The organism is Candidatus Flexicrinis affinis (genome assembly GCA_016716525.1).
Classification (GTDB): Bacteria; Chloroflexota; Anaerolineae; order Aggregatilineales; family Phototrophicaceae; genus Flexicrinis; species Flexicrinis affinis.
Map to the genome: position 1 here is coordinate 200,187 of JADJWE010000004.1, position 21,793 is coordinate 221,979.

At 67.2% G+C, this 21,793-nt stretch carries 12 protein-coding genes; all 12 read right to left on the reverse strand.

The window, feature by feature from the left end:
• Window positions 1-171: 171 nt before the first annotated feature.
• A complete protein-coding gene (locus IPM16_13235) occupies window positions 172-4,251 on the reverse strand; it encodes a right-handed parallel beta-helix repeat-containing protein (GenBank protein MBK9124062.1) in 4,080 nt (1,359 codons plus the stop codon).
• A gap of 48 nt (window positions 4,252-4,299) precedes the next feature.
• A complete protein-coding gene (locus tag IPM16_13240; GenBank protein MBK9124063.1) occupies window positions 4,300-6,522 on the reverse strand; it encodes a hypothetical protein in 2,223 nt (740 codons plus the stop codon).
• Window positions 6,523-6,538: 16 nt separating this feature from the next.
• Window positions 6,539-8,929: a baseplate J/gp47 family protein gene (locus tag IPM16_13245; protein ID MBK9124064.1), complete on the reverse strand. Its 2,391-nt coding sequence runs from the start codon at window positions 8,927-8,929 to the stop codon at window positions 6,539-6,541.
• Entirely contained in the window at window positions 8,926-11,307 is a 2,382-nt protein-coding gene (locus tag IPM16_13250; protein ID MBK9124065.1) for a hypothetical protein, read from the reverse strand. Before IPM16_13250 ends, IPM16_13245 begins: the two co-directional genes overlap by 4 nt.
• Complete coding sequence (locus IPM16_13255) at window positions 11,304-11,681, reverse strand: GPW/gp25 family protein (GenBank protein ID MBK9124066.1); 378 nt, start codon at window positions 11,679-11,681, stop codon at window positions 11,304-11,306. Before IPM16_13255 ends, IPM16_13250 begins: the two co-directional genes overlap by 4 nt.
• Window positions 11,682-11,697: 16 nt before the next feature.
• Window positions 11,698-12,045 (reverse strand): hypothetical protein, encoded by a 348-nt coding sequence (locus IPM16_13260; GenBank protein MBK9124067.1) that lies wholly within the window; start codon window positions 12,043-12,045, stop codon window positions 11,698-11,700.
• A 2-nt stretch (window positions 12,046-12,047) separates the two neighbouring features.
• Window positions 12,048-12,581 carry a baseplate assembly protein gene (locus tag IPM16_13265; protein MBK9124068.1) on the reverse strand — a complete coding sequence of 178 codons (534 nt, stop codon included), beginning with the start codon at window positions 12,579-12,581 and terminating at the stop codon, window positions 12,048-12,050.
• Between the two features lie 214 nt (window positions 12,582-12,795).
• A complete protein-coding gene (locus IPM16_13270; GenBank protein MBK9124069.1) occupies window positions 12,796-13,857 on the reverse strand; it encodes a hypothetical protein in 1,062 nt (353 codons plus the stop codon).
• A 4-nt stretch (window positions 13,858-13,861) separates the two neighbouring features.
• On the reverse strand, window positions 13,862-14,140 hold the full coding sequence (locus tag IPM16_13275; GenBank protein MBK9124070.1) for a hypothetical protein: 279 nt from the start codon (window positions 14,138-14,140) through the stop codon (window positions 13,862-13,864).
• A 15-nt stretch (window positions 14,141-14,155) separates the two neighbouring features.
• Window positions 14,156-14,968 carry a hypothetical protein gene (locus IPM16_13280; GenBank protein MBK9124071.1) on the reverse strand — a complete coding sequence of 271 codons (813 nt, stop codon included), beginning with the start codon at window positions 14,966-14,968 and terminating at the stop codon, window positions 14,156-14,158.
• Between the two features lie 18 nt (window positions 14,969-14,986).
• Window positions 14,987-21,556, reverse strand: a complete 6,570-nt coding sequence (locus tag IPM16_13285; protein ID MBK9124072.1) for a DUF4157 domain-containing protein — start codon at window positions 21,554-21,556, stop codon at window positions 14,987-14,989.
• Window positions 21,553-21,786: a hypothetical protein gene (locus tag IPM16_13290; GenBank protein MBK9124073.1), complete on the reverse strand. Its 234-nt coding sequence runs from the start codon at window positions 21,784-21,786 to the stop codon at window positions 21,553-21,555. The genes IPM16_13285 and IPM16_13290 overlap by 4 nt, the downstream gene beginning before the upstream one ends.
• Between the last annotated feature and the right edge of the window lie 7 nt (window positions 21,787-21,793).

Consider the following 21,793-nt stretch of genomic DNA (forward strand, 5'->3'; position numbering starts at 1 on the left):
ATGGAACGCTGGTGGATTCTAGGGCATACCTCACCCCTGGCCCCTGTCCCGAGGAGAGGGGAGAAGAACGCGCGGGGAGCCGCGTCCCTCTCCTCTGGGAGAGGGGCAGCGGAGCGCAGCGACGCGGGGTGAGGTCGGCGGTGGGAGAGGGGCTGGGGGTGAGGGGTAACATCACGACTCACTCCCCTTGCTCAGCCGGAGCATCATCTTCGCGCTGACATTCAACAGGATCAGCATGACGAGCGAGATGACCGGCGGTAGTGTCTGGATGATGCCGTCGCGGCATTTGAGATACGCCGCCAGCATCGTGAAGTTGCCCATCTCGGCGGCGTTGGCCGTGTCGGCAATCCATAGTGCGAAGCAGTAGTGCCCCTGATTGTTGAACATTCCACCGGCCATGAACCCGACCTGCACGAGCGAGAAGCGGTCTCCGGTGCGGTTGGCCGTGCCGGCCTCGTCGCCCAGCAGGGCCGAGATCATCGGCTCTTTCATGCGATTGTTGGCGGTGCGGCCCGTGATCGAAAAGACAACCGCCGTCGACGTGATCGCCGCGCCGTTCAGCACCTCGATCTGGTTATCGACAAAATTCACATCGTCCATCGAGAACACCGAGACGATGGTCCGTCGTTCACCGCTGTCGCCCTGCTTGATCTGATTTCCGGCGAACAACACGTTTCCGTCGGGGAAGCCGAGCGGGATGGGGATGGCCTCAAGCGGGGCGTTCTTCTCGTCGGTGAGCGACTGGATGATCGCCAGCAGGTCGGGGGCGTAGCCGCCGGGGGCGAGGTTGACCGCCATCACGTTCGAGGCGAACAGGTCGAGGTCGCCGATCACCAGCGACGCGGCCAACATGCCGCTCAGGCCACCGGCGCGCGCGTCGATCTCACGCGGCAGCGCGTGATCGCTGATGAGCTGGTTGTCGGTGATCGACAGCGATCCCGCCGCGCCGATGAACAGCGCTTTGCCGATGGGTTGGACAACGTAGTTGCCGTCGATGCGCGCGGCATGGCGCCCTGTGGCGGCGGTGGTAATCCCTTGACCGGCAAGGCTGGCTTGCGCCTTGCGCGCGCCGCCCGCGAAGGCGTTGGCGCTCAAGCAGATGGGGAGTAGGATGCCGGCCCGCGGCCCACGCTGGAACTCGATCGCTTCGGTGTCGATGGTGTTCAGGGCGAAGCTGCCCGCCGCGACGTCTTTGCGGTAGCGGTTGTACGTCTGCTGCTTGTGGGTCAAGACCGGCTGATTCAGCCCGATCGCGTCGCGCTCGGCGGCGAAGTCGGAGGTGACCAGCGCCGCGCGCGTGTCGCCGGCGTTGTTGAGGACGTGATTTTCGCGGATGGTCGCGTCGATCGAGAACGAGATGAAGATGCCGCAGGCGGGCAGCTCGATTTGGCTGCCGCAGTCCTCGACGGCGTTCTCGACGATCGACACGCCGTCGCACAGTGCCAGCGAGATGCCGGCCAGCGCGCGCTCGATGGCGAACTGATCGACCTTGCTCAGCTCGACGTTGAGCAGGCAGTGGGTGATCGTGTTGCGGCAGATCACGAGGTTGATGACGAAGCCGGTGATCGTGCCGGTGAGCAGATAGACGATCAGCAGCATCGCCAGATCGGAACGGCCGCCCATCTCCTTGAGCAGTTCCTGCAAGCGGGCGGCGTCGCTGGTGGTGAAGCGCGGCGCGCCGATGCCGGAGAAGCCCATATTGGCGATGCGGTTCTCCTCGAGCAGCACGTCGTGGATGAACGCCAGCAGGTCGTCGCCGCCGCGGGGCGGGCCGTCGACCGCGCGCTCGCGCACGAACACGAAGTATGCGCCGTTGCCCAGCGGTTCGATGTTGGTGACACCGTAGCCGTCGTCGGAGACGGTCACGGTGTACTCGCCGGGGGGCAGCTTGCCGAAGAAGTCGCCGGAGGTCGTCACCGGGAAGTCGAACACGTTGCCGGCGGGGTCGGTAAAGAAGACGGTCATGCTGCCGACCGGTTTCTGATCGTCTTCGCCCAGCACCGTCCCGCGCACCTGATCGGCGTCGTGTTTGACGGTGACCGGCGGGAACTCGTCCTGCGGCGGGCCGTCGTCACCGTCCAAGTCGATGTCACCGACGTCGCTGCCGAGCGTGATGCCGTTGCCCGCGCCGCCGACGATCAGGTTACGCCGCGCCGTGACGGTCTCCGACCCGCTGCCGATCTGGATGCCACCCAGCGTGATGTACGGGTTCTTGGGCGGCTTGAAGAAGGTGTACAGGCCCCACATCAGGTTGACGAAGTACACCAGATAGATCAGGTTAAGGTAGAACTGCTCGGGATCGGCGCACGGGTCGGTCGGGTCGACCGGGTCGCGGTCGGGGTCCTGCTGGTCGTCGGGGATCTCCGGCAGCGTGCCGGGCGGGATCACCTGCACGTCGCATTCTTCGATCAGGACGTTGTCGCCCTGCGCGTAGATGCCGACGTCGCCGCCTTCCTTGTCCAGCATGCGCACGGTGCAGCGGCGGATCGTGACGCCGGCGCTGTCGTCCACGTCGATGCCGACCATGCCGGCCATGACGTGCACGTTTTCGACCGTGAAGCCGCCAATTCGCTCGGCGAGAATGGCCGTGCCGTCCACACTGATCACATCGAAGTTATAGAGGCCGATGCCGGAGCAGTCGGCCGCGGCGATCGGCACATCGGACTGAAGCGGGATCAGCTTGGATCGGTGCCCGCATCCGCTGATGCTGACGTTGTTGCGGTTGAACAGCCGGATGTCGGCGCGGTGGATGCCGGGCAGCAGGCAGATTTCGCCGGCTTCGTCACCGAGCCGTTCAAGCGCCGACTCGATGTCGTTGAAGTCGCCGTCGCTGGTGCTGCCGTCGCCCACGGTGTAGGTGCAGCACCCGTCCTGACTGACCAGCGGGCGGAACGGCGGGCGGCAGTCGGACTCGCTGACGGTGCCGTCCGCGCGCCACAGGATGATGCCCAGCGGCGCCATGTAGCGCGCCACGCCATGCGGCGGCGCCCCGTCCTCCAACAGCCACGGGTAGACCTGATTGGGCGTCTCGGGCCGCGCGCCGATCACCCAGTAGTCGGTCGGGACGCGGTCGCTGCCGGTGATGGTGACCTGAATACCGGTGGTGCCCAGCGTGAGCGGGGTGTTGGTCGCGAACGGGATCGCCGGGGGGGAAGCGATGTCGCCGCCGCGGTTCCAGACGTGCATGAAGTAATACGTGCCATTCGCGCCGAGCTGCGCCTGGTCGGCGCGCGCCTTCCAGTTGTCGAATGTCGCAGTCGGTACGGCGTCGGCCAGCGTGACGGTGATCGCCCCGCCGGCGGCCTCGTCGGACGGGTCGACAGCGGTGATGCGCGAAAGATGGCCGGCGAGCGCCGCCGTCTTTTCGCCGTTGGGCAGCACCGCCGACCACGGCAGAATCTCGATGACCTGTCCGACGACCGGCATGCTGTACGCGTCGCGCGGCGGGGTGATCAGCGTGACCTTCGTGCGGTCGGCCGAGAGCGACACGCGGTACAGCGGCGATGCGTTGTCATAACCCCACGTCAGGTGCGTGCTGTCGACCAACTGCACGCGGATCGCCTGATTCTCGGCGCCGAGGTAGCCGCCGGCGATCGGCGGTTCGCACAGGTCGTCATCGACGCCGGTGTTGGTGTAGGTCACCTTGAGCCGGGTGTTCACCGTCACGCGGTAGTCCGGGCCGAGCGTGCCGAGGTTGTCGGCCGCGAGGCGGCTCTGCATCAACTGGCGCGCCTGTTCGCAGTTGACGGCCGACACGTTCGGGACGACGTGTACGCGCTGGAAGCGCCTGCTGCGCGCGGTCGTGTCCGGGCCGCCCAGCGCCGGGTCGAGCAGTTCGGCGTCTTCGACGGCGGTGACGGGGGCCTCGTACGCCTCGATGAACACCAGATCGCGCCGCTGCGTGTTGGCAGCGGGCGCGCTGACGTTGGACGCCTGCAAGCGGTCGGACTGCAGCCGGAACGTCTGCGGGTTCTCCAGCTCAAGCCGCAGGCCGCCGAGGTACAGCGTGCCGTCGAGGATATCGAAGTCGACATTGCCGCCTGTTCGTCGGGCGTTCTCGACGCGGAAGCCGTCGTCCGGCGAGCCGTACGGCCCGATCACGTCGACGCGCTCGCGCCGGCGTTCCTCGACGTTGATCGACTCGTCCTCGTTGAAGTCGGAGTCGGTCAGGACGCGACCCTGCTGCATCCATGTGCCGGTGTAATGCTTGCGCGGGTCGAACGTCCACCGCGAAACATCTTTGCTACCCATGGCGTTTCCCCCTAACTAAACCGTCTCGCTCATCCCGCTCGGCACCGCTCATGTCTGGATCACCGTGACCGGCGCCAGACCGAACGGCATATACTCGGCTATCTTCGCGTTCAGGCCGTCGCGCTTGAACGGCGCGCCGACCCGGTTGAACACACCCATTTCCGCGCCATCTTCGCCGCCGCGAGCGACTCCGTCCGGCGCGGTTTCGCGCAGCATGGCGTATCCGGGCTGTCCATATTCGTCGGAGACGAACAGCGCCTTGACCGTTCCGGCATCCAGCTCGAACCACTCGTAGGGCTTGGGCAGGCGGCTTCCCGGCGGCGCGGCGCTGAAGCGGAAGCACCCGTCCTGCGTATCGGTGACGTCAACCGGCGGCCCGGCGATCAGGCAGTCGGTGGCGTACAGGCGCAGCACGTCGACCCTACCCAGCACGGTTGTGCGCGCCATGTCGACCACCCCGACGCCGATCTCCAGCGCCGTGTCGGCCGGTCGCGTGGCTTGCACGATGCTGTCGCGGATCACGAGCTGTTCGACCGCGCCGGTGCCGTCCAAACGGATCGGCCCAGTCACGCAGGAGTCGAGGATCAGCCGCTCGACAAAGCCGCGAATCACCAGCGTCACGGGCGGAACCTCCGCGCCGTCGGCGTCGAGCCCGCCCGGGTCGAGCGTGCAATAGCGCAGGCACACCGTCTCGTAATCGCCTTCAAGGAAGATCGACCGTGCGGTGGTCTGCGCGCCGACCCACAACCCTTCGAGTGTCAGCGACGCGTCCGGCTGAGGCGGCGCGGGCGGTGCAGCGGTCAGCCGCCACGTCGTCGTGAGGCGCAGGTACGGCCGCTCGCTGTCGGCCGCGGCAATCGTCAGGTCGGTGATGTCGCTGACGTTGCCGACCGGCGAATAGGTGCGGCTGTCGTCAATGCGCGCCACGCCTTGTGACGGGATGCCCGCCAGCGGCCCACCGCCGGAAAACTGCACGTCCGGCGTGGTGGTGAAGCGCCGCGTAAAGCCGGTCGCGCCGACCGGCATGTATACGCCGGTGTGGTAGTTCACCAGCACGCTCTCTGGCGCGGGATCGTACACCAGCAATCGGCCGCGCTCCGGGTCGATCAATGCGCGCTTGTGCAGCGGGAACGCCTCCCAGATCGACAGGTTCGCGCCAGCCACGTCCTGGTTAGGCAGCGGTTTGGGCGCGCCGTCGAGCGTCACGCTGACCGCGTTGGGCAGAAGCTGCGACTTGCCGCAGTCGTCCAACGCGGCGAGCCGCAGGATGCCTTGATACACATTGGCGCTGAGCAGTTCGGCGGACATCGGCAGCATCGATAGGCGGGTGCGTAGGTCGGACTCGCGCATGAAGCGGATGCCCGCCAGCGTCGCCAGATCGTCCGCCGCGCCAGCCGTCATGCCAATGTCGCTCACCAACTGTGCGCCGTGTTCGAGCTTGACCTCGAACTGCGCGTCGGAGAGCAGGCGGCACGGGATCGGCGCGGGCAGTTCGTACTCGCGCGCGCTGCGCCACGTGTCGCCGTGATCGGGGCGGGTACGCGGCGCGAACAACGGAATGTCGCGCCCGCTGGGATCGAAGGTATAGGCTGTGCCGGTCGGGGCGGCGTGCGGTTTCGGTTCGACGCCGGTCAGCTCCACCGCGCCGAGGCGGTACAGGTGGAACATCAGCTTGGGGATGCCGTACGGGCGCGTGCGCCGCACGTCGGGCGTATGGTAGAACTCATCGAACGGCCCGCCGGCAAGCGCGGCACCATCGGCGCGGCGCAGGTCAGCGATGCCTCCCGGCGGCGTGGCGGTCAAACGCCCGCGTGCTTTCGGCGGCAGATCGAGGTTGTGGACCGTGCGGCCCAGCGTCTTGAAGCCCTCGACCACGACGCCTTCCCAGCCCGTGATGTCGCTGATCAGTTCTTCCAGCACGCGCAGGGTGCCGGCGCGGCGGCGGTAGTAGATCGTCTTGGCGACGTCGATGCGTTGGCCGCGCGGGTTGTGCGGGCTGAGCAGGCGCGTGCCGACCAGATCGCCAATGTACGGCACGGCCCACAGGCTGCATATCTCGATGAAGAAGTCTTCCCACAGCCGGTCCTGATCGCGCCGGAGCGTGACGGCCTGCTGCGCCCACGTCTCGACCAGCGCGCGCAGCACGCCGGGCTGAATGGCGATGCCGTCCTCGTGGCGGTAGACCTCGGGGATCATCGCCCAGATCTTCTCGGTGAAATACGTCAGATAGCCGTCATCGACCGGAGGGGCGGTTTCGAGCAAGTCTGCCATCGTGTCTCTCCCTTCCTCAGCCTTCGGGCTGTGCGCTGACGGTGATCGTGAACACGAAGTACGTGCCTTCGGTGCCGGTGATTCCCGCGCTGACGAACGGCGCGCCATTGAGCGTGACGACGGTCGGCGCGATCACGCCTTCGACCGCCGCCGCAATCGCCATCACCTTGCTGCGGATCAGCGGCGCGCCGATGCCGAGCACCTCCGGCGCGAGCGCGTCGCTCAACGCCGCTTCGACATCGTCGGCCACGTCGTCGGCGACGTAGCGCGCGTCGGTCACGATGCCGATCGTCAGCGCAACCGAGACGGCCGTCGCCGGCGCCACCTCGAACGGCACGCCTTCGGCGGACACGGCGACGAGCCGGTCTTTGATCGACGCGGCGAGGCTGGCATCGCCGATGTACCACAGCTTGACGACCGGCCTTTGCTGCGTGCCGCTCCAGCGCCATTCGGCCTTGGCGGCCGTCACGCCGCTGGTGTTGGCGGCGACGGCTTGGTAATCGACCAGCGAGACCGCCCGCCCGAGCATGAGCGCCGAGCGCGGTGCGTAGGTCTTGATGGCGTCCTCCGCCTCGGCGTCCGCGCCGCCGAACGCGGCCAGCGGGTTGACCAACGCCGTCACGCCTTTGACCGGCGTCACCATCTGTGTGACCATGCCGGCGGGCGGGGCCGCCTTGCCCGCGCCGAAGCGGTAGTCGGCGGTGACGACCGCGCCGGTCGGCAGGCGTTGGCCGCGCACCCCGTCGCCGAAGGTCACCCACGAGTCGCTTTCGTCGTCCTGCCGGATGATGTACACGGCTTCGTCGGCCTCGCGGCCGTAGAAGCGCGGCACTTCCGTCCACAGCACGCCGTCGACGCGTATCGTGAGCGTACTCTGCACGCCGGACTCGCTCTCGGCGCTGGCGGCCGTCACGTAGGTCAGCGGTTTCTTCTTGAGCTTGAACGATTGATTGGGTGTGCTGCCGTTTCCGGTGCCGAGGATTTCTCCTGTCACGACCTCGCCGCGGGTAGCCCGTACGAGCGCGCCGTACGCGGTGACCGGCGGGACGAACGGGCCGTCCCACGCGTCGCCGTCGGACAGCGTCAGCGTGCCGTTCGCAGAAAGCGTCCCGTCAGCGTTGATGGCGTCTTCGTTGAGATCGCGCAGCAGGAAGCGGTCGGGCTCGTAGGCGCTGTCGACCGCCTCGACTCGCTCGCGCACTTTGAGCACGTCGTCGGCTTTGAGCGTCGCGGCGGCTTCACCGATCGGCGTGCCCGCAGCGGCCATGCCGTAGTACAGCGTGAAGTCGGCGTACGTCCACCATGCCCAGTCGGAATTGTCCTCCGGCGCGCGGCGGGCGGTATTGTCCCAATAGGTGTCGAAGGTGATTTGGGTCACTGGCGTGGTAACGGCCGGGATCGTGGTGGTGGTGGTCGTGCTGCCTTGCGTCGACGTGATCGTCTTGGCGGACTGCACGGTGCGGTTGTACGTCGTGACGGTCTGCGCCTTGAACCAGCGCAGGTGATCGCCTTTGCGCAGCAGCACCAGATCGCCGGTCTTGATCGACTTGACCAGCGCGTCGAGTTTGACCTCGTTGTAGCGGTAACCGATGCCGCTGAAATAGTCCGAACCGACCGACGTCACGAAGGCGGTGCCGGTCGGGCGCAGCAGGCTCATCGCGCTGTAGGTCGTGCCGCCGGTGAGCTTGAGCGAGTCCTTGAACGCCACCTCGGTGACGGCGTTGCCTGCTGGATCCTCGACGTTCTCGACGCCCTCGACCAGCGCGGCGGTATGGGTCGAGCCGCTTCGCAGCACGGCTGGGTCGTCGGCCTTGACGGTGACGGTGCCGCGCTTGAACGTGAGAGTCTGGGTCGTCACGCTGCCGCTGCCGGGCAGGGTGGTGCGGGGCTGCGGCGTGAGCGTGAACTTGGCGCGCAGCGGGTGTACGGTGACCGGGTCGATGGCCGTGAAGACCTGCGGCTTTTCGCCCTCGAACGCGCCGGAACGGAAGGCGCTATCGGCCGGGATCGAGACGGGCTTGCGGCCTTCGAGCGAGAGCGCCAGATCGACCAGCGCGGCCACCGCCGGGCGCGGAATGTAACCGATCAGGCTGGTCAGGCGGCGCACGGCGCTCAGGCGTCGGGCGGTGCGCAGGTAGGCCTCGCCGGCATACAAGCCGTCGTAGAAGGCCAGCACGTCGCAGACGTACGCCCACATCTCGAGCAGCATGACGCCGAAGTCGCCGACGTCGCGCCCGCGCCATCCGGCCGATGCCAGCGCGACCTGCCCGGAGGCTTCCTCCAGCAAGCCGGCGCGAAAGGCCGGGAAGATGCCGATCTGGCGGGGTAGCGTGTCCAGCCCCGGCGCGATGTCGAGGGTCGCCGGATCTTGCGGGCGGCCGGGCTGACGGGTGTCGTTTGCGCTCATGCTCCACCCCTTACGCTGACGCGCAGCGTGCCGCGCTCGGGATAGAGCACGTCATGCTGCACCCGGACGATGGTGTCGACGCCGGGGTCGTAGTAGGTCGATGCCGGCGCGAACTCCTGCCAGTCGAACCAGCCACGGCGGCGGTATGCGATCGATTCGACGGCGCGCACACCGGGGACGACCGCAATCGCCGCCTCGAGCGCGCCGCGGTAGAGCCGCGTGCCGAAGGTGAAATTATCGGGCGAGAAGAAGCCCCCGTCGCCCACGAGCGCGTCGATCACGTTTTCCTTGACCGCGCCGGCGTACGACGACGGCTCGGCGCACACCTCGACCTCGATGTCGATGTCGGCGTAGCGGGCCGGGCGGCGCTGCGCGTCCTGACCGGCCTGACGGAAGCGGTCGATCTGCGCGTCCATGTCGGCGATCTGGGCGGAAGTGAGGTCGACCGCGCCGCGCGGGTCGGCGGCGACGAAAATGGTGCGCCAGCTCCCCGTCCAGCGCATCGATGCGCCGGCGTTCTGTACCCAGTCGAGGCGTTCGACGGCCTCGGCGTAGTCGTCCGGTTTGACGGCGCGATGGGCGATGCGAAACGCCTCGGGCGCGTTGGCGCGGATCGAGTCGGCGGTCTCCGGCGGCAGCGCGCCGGACGCGACGATCGGGTTGGTCACGGCCTGCACGAACGACGGCGCGCTGTCCGCGCGGGTGAGGACGTGGCGCGGCAGGTTGTCGCTGGTGTTTAGGCGGTAGATGACGACGAACACTGAGTTGTCGGGCGGGATCATGCCGAACTCGCCGTCGCCGAAGCGGATCGTATAGCCGCCGGCCGAGAGGTAATCCTCGTGGACGGACTCTCCGCCCGGCACCGGATAACCGACCACGCGGCCCCACGTGCCGTCTTCGAGGGTGAAGTGTTGGTCGAACTGGGTGGACGATGCCGTACCCAGCAGCGACAGCCGCCACGCCCACTCCTCGGTCCAGATCGGCTCCCAGTTCCCGCCGACGTTCTGGGCGCGGTACAGCCGCACTTCGGCGCGCAGGCTGCCTGCTTTGGCATCGAACAAGTGCGCCACGCCGAACTCGTCGGTGCCGGGCAGGCTGAAGCGGTAGATCGGGATGCCGTCCGGGCCGCGCCGCACGATGGCGTGTTCAGCCGGCGCTTCGGGGTCTTCCGGCGTGCCGATGCTGAAGGCGATCTGTCGGGTGGCGCCTGCGGTTGCCGGGACGATGTTGCCGCGCACTTCCAGCGCCGTTTTGTCGAGGCGGTAAGGTGTCGGCTCGTCCCACGTCAGCCGGCAGATCGGGTCGCCGGTCAGCGGGTCGGTGTCGTCCACGGCGCTCTGCAGGTGCGCGAGCACGCGTTGGGCCGGGTCGGAGGCATCTGCCGGATTGGTCGCCAGCAGGATCAGCCGCCCGCCGCTGACCGGCGGGAAAGCTGCCGCGCCGGCCCCGGCGACCACCAGTTCGGTCGATCCGGCCGGCAGTTCGACATCGTCCTCGTCCCAGAAGTACGGCAGGAAGCGGTTGCGCGCCGAGTCGACGGTATAGCCCGCGCTGGTGTCGAACAGGCCGGTGCCCACCTCGAACGTAAATACGTCGTCGGCGTCGCTCACCGACGTGCCGGTCGGAACGACGCCGTTCTCGCCGGGGTTGCACGTGATGTCGAGATAGGTGCTGGCCGACTGGCCGTCGAACGGCTCGTAGTCCACGAGGCGGGCAAGCTGCCGCAGCGACCGCCGCTGCGAAGCCGTCGCCAGATACGCCTCGCGCGAAATTGCGTCCTGACTGTAGGCGAACTCGTCGCCGAGCGCCGCCATGACCTCGACCAGCATCACGCCGACGTCGGCCTCTAGCCGGTCGAGCCACTGCGGATAACGCTGCGACGCGTAATCGAGCAGCGCCTGCCGGAAGGTCTGGAAGTCGCGCGCGGAATAGTCGACCGGGAAGTCGACATAGGTCTCGGGCAGCGGCAGCGCGTCGTCGGGCTCGCAGTCGAGGCCGGTCTCGCAGTTGGCCTGGAAGCTGAAGACCTTGCTGCGGAAGAACGGGTCGATCCGCGAGGGCGCGGCCGGGTCGGTGATGGTCAGGCGGTGCGGCGCGAACGAGGCGGGCCGCACGACATCGAGGCGCATGACCGTCCGCCCGTCGACCACCGCCCACGACACGGCCGTGATGACGACGTCCGGCACGTTGGCGTCGCGCACGTTCTCGATGCGCACGGCGCTGCGCGGGATGCTGCCCGGCAGCGGCACGTCGAGCGTTTCCGGCGCGCGCAGGAAGAACACGTCGAGCCTGTCCTGCGTCGGGTAGACGTACACAAAGTCGATGCCGGTCAGCGCGGACTGATTAAGGAGGAGGAGAAGGCGGTCTTCGGCGCTCATCGCGTCACCTCAAGGTTCAGGATGCGGCGTTCGAGGCGGGCTTTCAGCACGTAGCTGACCGTCACGCTGAGCGTCGACTCGTAGACCTGCACTTCGACCGCGCCGACCTCGATCACCGTGCCGAGCCACTTGGTCAGCGCTTGATAGACCGTGACCTGCGTCAAGCTGGCGATGGTCGGGTCGTTGGGCGCGAACACCATGCGCCGCAGCCCGCACCCGAAATCCGGGCGGTGCGCGCGTTCGCCGGGGCTGGTGAGCAATACCTGCTTGATCATCTGCTCGACATGCGCGGCGTAGTCGGTTTCGACGGTGATGCGGCCAAGCGCCGTGTCGACGCTGACCGGATACCGGATGCTGTGGATGGGTTCTGCCATGCTGCCCTCCTGCCGTCTACTGACTGCTGGCGTTCTGCTGCGTGTTGGCGACGATCACCGAGCCTTGCGGGATGCCGGTGGCGCTGAAGCACAGACCGACGCTCCCTTCGCTGAGAGTCGGCGTGCCGTTGACCGTGACGCGCAGGTCGGACACGATCCACTGCACGGTCAGGCATGGGCTGGGCACCGTCCCTGACGGCGCGGGGATCTGAAACGGACAGCCGGAAATCGTGAACACGTCGGCGACGGTCAGGACGTGCGCGCCGCTGCCTGCGGTAACGCGTTGGCTGGTGCTGGTCGCGCTGACGGTGCCGCCGTGCGGGCATTGCAGCGTCGACTGGGTCGTGAGCAGTTTGCCGGCCATTGCTAGATCACCTCCATGGCGCCGTTGTTGAGCTTGATGCTGACCTGTGTGACCTCCAGCTTGGCGCCGGCCTCGCTGGTGACACCGCTGGTGTCGATGGTCAGCGTGGACGAGCCGACCTCGCCCTTGATGTCAGAGGCCATGGTGAGCGTCGCGCCGCCGGTCGTGGAAATCACGATCTCGCCGGCCTGATCGTCGATCTTGATGGTGACCGCGCCGGTCTTCCACAGCTTGACGTTGTCGTCGGTGCCGGCCTCGGAGGGCATCTCGCCATCGCCCCAGAAGAAGCCGGTCCACACCGGGTAACTGATGTCCCCGCCCTCGAACTCGACCCACACGTTGGTATCGGCCGGTGGTAACGACTTGAAGCCGACCTGATCGCCGGCGTACGGCACGCACGGCATCGCCCACACGGACGTGTCCTGACCGAACACGGACGGCACCTGCACCTTGAGCCGGCCTTTCCCGAGCGGATCGTTGGTATCGACGACCTTGCCGCGGTATTTGCCGAAGAAGTGCGTCCGCGCCCAGTGCATCAAGGAGTCGAGGTCGTGGTTCTGGATCATGGCGTGTCCTTACTGTTTATGGGTGACTCAACCCTCACCCCTAACCACTCTCCCGACCTGCGGTGCTCCCTGCGGTCGTCAGGGAGAGGGGCATGATACAAGGACGGTGGTCTCCCCCTCTCCACCGGGAGAGGGGGCCGAGGGGTGAGGTCGGCGTGCGGGTTAGGGGTGAGGGTCATCATCATCACGGTTTCCACCCGTTCCGCACCAACGTCAGGTGCATCTCGTGATCGCTCTCGTGGATGACGTGCTGCACGCCGGCGACGTAATACGACCCGCTGTACCGCGTGCCCACGCTGTCCACGTTGACCACGCTGTGCGTGCGGATGATCCGGCCGAGGCGCTGGGCACTCACCTTGCAGGACGCCTGCACGAACCAGCTCGACTCCATCAACACCCCGCTGGCCCGTCCCATCAGATCGCCAGCATCGGATACCGCCGCCAATACGCTGGTCGAGCGCGTCTCGCTGGCGATCGAGGTCAGCGGCACGTCACCGCTGAACGTGCTCGGCGGTGGCACGCCCGAACCGTCGATCACCTGCTTGGCCCCGCCATCCCACGACGACGCGACCACGCTGGTCGGGCGTTCGACGTCCCATGTGATGTCGAACGAGTCGATGTTGGGCTCGTCGACGTTGATGCGCAGCAGCGGCGCGTTGGGATCGTTGAGCTCCGGTGGTTTGAAATATGCCGACTCGATCAGCAGGTCGTCGCAGCGCACCCAAAAGTGGTAGCCGTTGCGACGGGCCAACATGCGCACGAAGTTGAGGTCGGTGTCGTGCTGGACGAGCGTCCGGCGCGATTCCATGTGGCGCGTGTTGGTCGCCTCGACGAAGGGCGCGAGGCCATAATTGGCGAAGATCGCGCTGACCGCATCGGAGTCGGACGTGTTGTCCGCCCACTGGGTGAGTTTGGTCTCGCGATCCATTTTGATTGAGCTGTCCGCGCCGACGACTTCCAGCGTCGAGCCTTCGACGCCGTGCACGAGGTGGAGCTGATGGCTGAACACCGGCCCCCGCACAAGGCATTCGTTGAACCCGGACGCACGTTGGAATACCGCGATATCGGCGCCCGGGCCGAGGCGCGACTCCTTCAACGGCACAAGGTCGCCGTCGACGTTGTGCACCGCGTAGCGCAAATAGTACGTCGTGGGCTGTCCGACCTGCTCGTGCACCTCGACCAACGCGAGGTCCATCAGGTCGTCTGCCCGCGCGCCATCCGCCACGATCGAGACACCGAAGGCCATACGATTACCCGCCCTTGCCCGGAATAGCGACCTCGGCCGCTTCGGACAACTGTTCGGCGAACATCGCGTTGTTGAGGAAGCAGATGCGCCAGAATCCGTCCGGATCGCCGATGTAGCGCGCCGCCAGGTATTCGATGCGCTCGCCTTGCCGCAGCACGTGATAGCCGAGCACGGGCGGGTCGGGCACGTCCGGCGGCATGACCGCCGCCACCGAACGCCCGCGCGCATCCGTCACGATCAGCGTATCGGCTTTGGCGTAGCGGCTCTTCGTTCCAAAGTTCATCGCGCGGCCCTTTCGCTAGATCGGCAGCATATTGATGATCGACTCGACGGAGTTGAGCAGGTTGGCGGTCGCCAGCACCTGCTTTTGCACCATGGTGAACTTGTACGCGGCGACGGCCAATTCTTCTTCCGGCTTGAGCGGGACGTTGGTCGTGGCGTCGCCGGTGCCGGTGGTGCGCTGGAACACGCTCGGGTGCAGGATCGTCAGCCCAAGCGAGACCGCCGCACGCACCGGATACAGCATCGGCGAGAACGACTGCTCCTCGACCGAGAAGCTGGTGACGCGCACCGGCACGATGCGCCCCGGCCCCCACACGAACAGCGTGACCGGCACGGTGCGCGGCGGGATCTCGCTGCCGGACGGGCTGGCACCGCCAGTGAGCGATGCGGCGGCCCCGCTGGCCGCGCCGCCCAACGACCCGCCGATCGACCCGAGAAGCTGCAATCCTTCGGTAATCGGGTAGAGCAGCATCTCGAGCGCGGCGATGCGGTCGGCCACGCCGCTGACAAATGCGACCGGGTGCGTCGCCGGCGACTCGAGCGCGTCCGACGCGTCGAGGATCAGGCGCAGCGTGAACGATTCCTGCGGGTCGGTGGGCTGGGCGCGCCCACTGGCGCTGCTAGCCTCGCTGCCCCCCGTGGTCTCGCTGGAGCCAGACGACCCACCGCTGCTGGCGCTCGACGGGTCGTAGACCGTCAGCGTGCGCGACAGCGACTCCGGGTTGTACTGGAAGATGATGATATTCGGGATCGGGATAAGCAGCGGCGCGTCAAAGCGGATGAGTGCCCCTTTGAGCAGAACCGGACTGCGTGAAAATCCGTTAGTCATCGTCTCTCCTTCGCCGTGTTAGCGCCGCCACTGCGACATGATCTGTGCGTTCTTGGTTTCCACCGCCGACACGACCGCCGCCGTGTGCGTGATGTGCGGCGTGTAGTTGGCGGGCAGCGACGCATCTTCGCCCAAATTCAGAGTCTTTCGTGCCGACTTCTGGTATTCCAGCACTTCCAGCGCCTCGTTGTTGAGCGCCAGCCGCAGCGAGGACATCATGCCGTTGTACATCCAGCGGTAGGTGTCGCGGATCGCCTCGTAGGTGGCGGTCAGGTAGGCCGGATTGCTGGCGTGCCGGTTGGCCTCGGTCAGGATGTCGTCCCGATCGGTGATGCCGCGCCGCATGCCGGCCGTCTCCAGACGCGGCTTGAGGAAGCTGAGGTAGAACGTCAGGTCCATGCGGATGCCTTGCGCCATCGTGCCGGTGAACTCGACGCTGCTTTCGGTGTGCTCGGTGGTGGCGGCATCGGCGCGCGTGATCGTCCCCCAGTCGCTGCCGGCGTTGAGGTGCAGCCGGCCGCGCTGATGCGTCTTCGCCGCCAGCGACACCGCCGGGATGCCGTCGCCGCGCCCGCTGTTCGGGTCGAGCGTGTTGAAGTCGATGCGATGCCCGCCGCCTTCGAAGTGCGTCGCATTGGAGCCCGTGACATTGAACCCCGGCGGGAACATCGTTGAGCCGCCGACGCGTTTGCTTACCCGGGAAGTCGGCTGCGCACTCGCCGCCTCGAAGTACTCAACCAGCAGGAACTGCGGCACATGATGCGACTGCCGCCCCGGCCGTGCGCCGCTGCCAGTCAATTGGCCGTGGGTCGCCACCCGCAGGCCGCCCATCGGTGCGCTGGTACTGGCGTGATTGACGTAATCCGTCCACACTTCGACATCCGCCGTGCCGCGTGTGCGGATGTGCTCGCGCATGTAGTCGATGAGCGCTTGACTCAGGCGGTAGTCGGTAGAGTCCCAGACCGCGGACGGCAGGTCCTCGCCTTCGAGTTCGTCGCCGATGATCTTCCAGTCGTCGCGGGAGAACTTGGTCGCGCCCATGTACGCATCGGTGTTCTGCTGCATCTTGGTGTACAGGTTGGCGTTCCCGCGGACCCGGCCGAGGTTGATCATGCGCACCGTCGCGTACTGCGGCGTCCACGGCATATCGTCGGTGGTCGTCAGCGGCGGATGGTCGATGTCGAGATCGACGCCGGTGCGCGCGTGCAGGTATTCGTTCATCAGGCTGAGGAATTTGCGCCGGTCGAGTTCTACGGAGCCGTCGGCCTTGTCGCGCTTACTCATATAGGTTAGCGCGCGCATGTTCTCTTCAACCGTGCGGCTGCCGCCGAAGAACTGCGCGATAGCGTTGAGCGCGTCGCTCGTTTCGAACGGGTCGGCGTTGCGACGCCCGCCGCCCGTACCGATCGGCGTGCGCCGCATCAAGAAGCCGCGAATCGCCGCCCAAAGATGTTCCGCCGCCGTCACGGCCGCCCGGAATCCGCGTCCACCGCCGCCGGGTATGGTGGCGAGCGAGTGGACCTGTTGGATCAGGCTGTCCATGACGTCGTTGCGGCCCATCTCCCCGGTCACGGCTTTGGCGGTGTTCGGGGAAACAGCCGGCAGCAGTCCGGCGCCGCCTTCCTCCTCGACCTCGACGGCCTCGCTGCCGCGCCGCGCCGCCTGCAAGACCATGCGGTTTGCCGCGGCCTCGCGCCGGGCGTCGCGCGACAAGCCGCGCCCGGGCATGCCCAGCGACGGCTCGCGGTCGTGGTCGGGCAGCTTGGTCGGGCGTGAGCCGGTTTGCTGCAAGACGTGAGCGAGTTCATGGCGCATGACCGGCTCGGTCCGTGCGCTGCCGGGCGGCACGTCGCGGCCGAGGAAAATGTGGCTGCCGCTGGTCAGCGCATAGGCATTGTGGTAGCGCGTTAACTGGTCGGCTTCGCGCCCGCTGTGCACGCGCACGTGCGAGAAGTCGTGCCCGAACAGCGTCTCGTAGCGCTCGCGCTCGGCATCGGGCAGCGGGCGCCCTTCGGCGGGCCGGATGTGCGGCGGCGAATTGGGGGCAGCTTCTTCCTCCTCGACCTCGCCGGTCTTGAGCCGGTCGCGGCGCAGGGGCGACATATCGGGCAGCGATGTGTCCTCCGCGACGGTAATCGGATTCATGCCGGCTGTGGGGATTTGCAGGCCACTGCCCAGCACGCTTCGCAGCAGGTTGTTGATGCCGGCGATCAGTCCGGTGCGCGATTCCTCGAGGACGCGCTGCAAGTCGCCGCGGATGGTCTCGCGCCACAGCACGTTGGGGTCAAGACCTTCGTCGCGAAGCGTCTGGGCGATGTGCGCCGACAGGATTGGGCGGAGCTGCGTCAATTCGAGGAACCGGCGCAGCACGAACCCGCGCGGCCCGCGAATGGTGGCGAGGAACCGTTCGAGGATGACGTCGACCACGATGTCCATCGGCAGGATGTTGAACGGGACTTCCAGCCCGTTCAAGCCTTCGAAGATCTGATCGAGCGCCTCGCGGAAACTCGTGTTAATCGACGGGAAGCCGCCGTCGACGGTCAGGTCGGACACCATCTCGCTGAACGCCTCGCTGCCCGGCCCGGCGATGAACTCGGCCGTCTCGATATAGACGGGCAAGGCGCTGAGCAGGCGGCGCAGCAGCGGGTAGCGCAGGGCGACCCGGCGCGCATGGGTGAAGCCCATCCGCACGCGCTGGCGCAAATTGAGGAAGGCGTTCAGGATGCGCTCGATGACCGTGCGGGCGAAGGCGGCGATGCGCTGGAACCGACCGCGCATTCCGGTCGCCGGGCGCGGTGTCGGCCGCGTCGAGCGCGCGGCGCGGCTGGTGCGCGCTTGCAGGCGTTCGGCAAAGGGCAGGTCGCCGCGCAGCAGCACCCACATCCAGATGTTCTCGATGACCTGATCGCGCAGGGCGGGCGAGATGAACGTCTCCAACTCGCGCACCAGCGCCAGCGGGTCGTTGAGGATCTCCTCCTGAATGTGCGGCAGTTCCATGATCAGGAACTGGACGAGCTGGGCCACGGTGATCGCGGCTGGCGCGCCGGGGATGAACAGCGATGCCGCGTCGACGCCAACCTCGACGTAAATCCGAATGTATTCGGCCAACTGCTCCAGCCCGCGCACGATCAATTCCATCGTGACGACGTGCGAGAACGCCGCCAGTTCCTGCTCGTCGGTGCTGGCCGTTAGGGTTACGCTGCCGTCGCGCTCGAGGTATTCGTAGGTCAGCAGCGGCTGATCGGCGGCGAGCCGCGAGCCGTTCAAATGCGTGAGAATCGACGGGTGATAAAAGTCGTCGCCGCGGTGCCCGTAGGACGGGTGGAAGCGAAAGTCGGTGTGAATGGCCGTGATCTGCACCCGCTCGCCATCCAATAAGAAGGGACTGTTGAGGCCCAGCTCGCGCGGGGAACCCACGCGCATGATGCCCGTGCGGTTCGGCGTCGTGCTGAACCCGGTCTGGCGCTGCACCTCGCCGATCACGCGATCCCAACGGTTGATCAGCACCTGCAGGTGCTCTCTATTGGCCTCTGCGACCAGCGCCGCGCCGTCTTCGGTGCTGTGCAGCACCGGGCGAAGCTGATCGGCGGCGTCGGCGGCGCTTGCGAACTCCAGCGCGCGTTTCGCGTAGCCGTACAGGCCGGAGATGATGTCGAAGCGGCGTTCGAGGATTTCGATGCCCAACACCGCGTCGATGCGCCCCTGACGCACGAAGGCGGCGCGTAGGTTCGGCGCGATCGACAGGATCAGCGCGTGCATCTGCAGCCGGCGCTCGGTTAGATTGTCCGGCCGAATGTCCTGGTTGAAACGGTCCAGGTATTCGATCACGCGGTTGGGGACGACGTAGTTGGTCACGCTGGCGTCGCCGGCGTAGCGCGTCAGCAGCGGGTTGACGAGCGCGGCGGTCACGCGGCGGTCGCGGGTGGTGGCGTACCGGAACAGCAGATCGCGCATCTGCTCGACCGACGTGATGTCGCGCCCGATGGCGTCGGTGATGTCGGTCTGCACGCCGGTGAACGCCTCACGGTCTCCTTCGGTGTGGCCTTCGGCGACCGACCGCTGCCACAACCGGTTGAGCAGCTCAAGGAGGTTTTCCGGTGTCGGCGTCGTGCCCAGTTCGGCGCGGATCTGGTCGCCCAGCCCCGGCACGGTCATCAGGTAACGGGTGACGCGCTCGAACTCCGGCAGGAACCACACGTACATCTTGGTGGTGCGTTCCAGCGGCGTGATGTACCGCGCGCGCCGGTGATCCTCCATATCGAGCAGCTCGTCGAAGCGCGGGTGATTCTCCATCATGGCCGCCATGTCGGCGCGTTCAGGCACACCGCGGTCGGTGTCGTTCCACACGATCAGGTACGGGCGCATCGTCCAGCGTTTGGGCATTGGCGCCTGTTCGCGCGTCTGGCGCAGTGCGCGCTGGATGGTGCCGTAGCTCGCCTCGGTCGTCCCTTCCGGCTCGCGCAGCATCTGGAACAGGATGGCGTTGAGCGCCTGCTGGTTGGTCAGGTAGAACAGCCGGTCAAGCTGGTTGGCGGTCAGGCCCGACCCGCGCACGACCGCGCCGCCGGACATGTCCATGCCGAGGTAGCTGCCGCTGCGCGGCGGCGACGTGTCCTCGCGCCACTCGCCGATCAGCAGCAGGTAACTGCGATTGAGGTCGGCGCCTTGCCGCACGGCGTCGGATGTCGCCAGCAGCGCGGTGTTATTGGCGATGCGCGCCAGCACGTTGGCATGCCACGCGATCTCGTAGCGGTTGTACATGCGCAGATCATCACGGCCGAAGTTCGTCACGTAGTCGATGTCGCGCTGGGAGTCGTAGCGGCCGATCGCCCCAAGCAGGCCGTCGATCACCGCCTGCGCCACGCCCAACCACACCGCAGTGTCGAAGTGGCTGGCGTCCGCCATGTCACGCCGGCGAAAGACCGTGAACATGCGCTCGCCCAACGCCGAACGGCTGGCCGAAAGCGCCTCGCGCAGTCGGGTCAGGTCGGCTTGGTAGGCGGAGGGCGTGGGCATCGCGTCGCTGTCGACGCGCAGGACTTGTGTCAGCCGTTCGGAGGCCGTGCGCACGAAGGCCGAAAAGGCGCTGTCCCGCAAGGCTTCCGCGGACGCCTGCGGCGTCGCAGTCGAGGCCGCCGTGGCGGTCGTCGTCGCCAGCGTGCCGGGGGTGGTGGGCGGCGCGGCCGACGGGTCGGGCGTGGGCGGGCGGCTGTGCGGCACGGCACGGCTTCCGTAGAACTGCGTTTCGGCGTCGCCCAGCGTGTCCTGATACAGCACGGCGACGCGATCCCAGTATTCGGCGGCGCGCTCAGCAATCGGGACGATCAGCGGGCCAAGCTCGCGGAACGCCCGGCGCTCGTGATTGGCGAAGCTCGTGGTGGCGATCCGGCGCCATTCGTTAGCCGCGGCAGTACGGCCCATGGCGACCGGCAGGCCGGTAGTGCGGCCGTCGATCACGCCGAGGATCGCTTGCAGGTCGTCGTTGAGCGAGCCGAGATACGAATACGCGCCGAGGACACGCTCGTTCTGCACCGTCTGGCCGGCCGCGGCGGCAGAACGGTACGCCGTGAGGAAATCGGTCGTTAGCGTGCGCACGTCGCTGGACGCGATTGGGTTGCGCGCCGGGTTCATCAGGTAACGCCAGATCGCTTCCAGATAGCGATCCGGGAACAGCCGGTTGATGTCGGGGATGCGTGAGAACATCCCGTAGAACCAGTCGTTTCCGAGCGTCTCGCTGTCGCGGACGTGTTCCCAGAACGCCACGTCCGGCGCGGCGGTCGTCAGCGTCGAGTCCTGCGTCAGCAAGTAGGCGGCGCCGTCGAAGCGGCCGAGCAGCTTGAGGACGTCGAACAGCAGGCTGCGCGCCAGCGGCTCGTAGGCGTTGAAATCGCCGTTGGTGACACGTTGCTCGAACGCCGTCATGTTGTTGACGCCGCCGGTTTCGACCCCCGCGCCCAGCGTGTGTGACAGGATTGCCTCGCGCCCGACGACGCGTTCGATCTCGCGGATCATGGCGGCCACCGACGTCTGGACGGCGCTTGATTGGCTCGCCGCTTCGGTGGAGTAGTGCGCGTGCGTCTCGGGCCACGGCTTGTCGTACTGCAATTCGCCGCTGCCGACAGCGTCGGTCGCTATCAGATGGCCGTCGACGAGGCGCGCGGTCTGCTGCAGCACGTGCGCGACCTCATGCGCCAGCAGCATCCGGCCCGTGGCTGTCCCCGGCTGATACTGCCCATCGGCGAAATAAATGTCCCGGCCTGCAGCGATGGCCCGCGCGTCCTCGCGCGCTGCAAATTCGGCGGCGGCGGCATCCGTGTGGACACGGACGGCCGACAGGTCGGCGTCGAAGCCGCGTTCGAGCCACGCGCGGGCGTCTTGCGGCAGCGGAACGGATCGGCTGTGGCGCACGTCGGCGCGGCGGGCGGCGGGCGCATGGGTGAGCATGCGGCTCACGTCTGCCTCGCCGTGCAGCAGGCGCACCGACGCCGCGCGAGCCTGACGCTCATGCGTGTTGGCCGTCTGCGCCGTCCGCCGCTTTTGCGGGGGCGCTTGGGCCGTGCGCTGCTTGACCGCCTTCGTCTGCGTCACCCGGATACTCCGTCGATAATTGCTTGCACGACGCGTTCGGCCACACGGTCGAGTGAGTCGGCACGGTCGGCCTGCACACGGGCCTGCACCACGCTCAGGCTGCGCGACGGTGAGGCGCTTTCGGTCAGCCGCTGCGTGAGCAGCGCGCCGACGCGGTCGCCCAACTGGCGCCCCTGCTCCGGCGTCAGCCCGTCGACCCGTACGCGAATCCCGCCGATGTGAACCTCCACCGTTCCT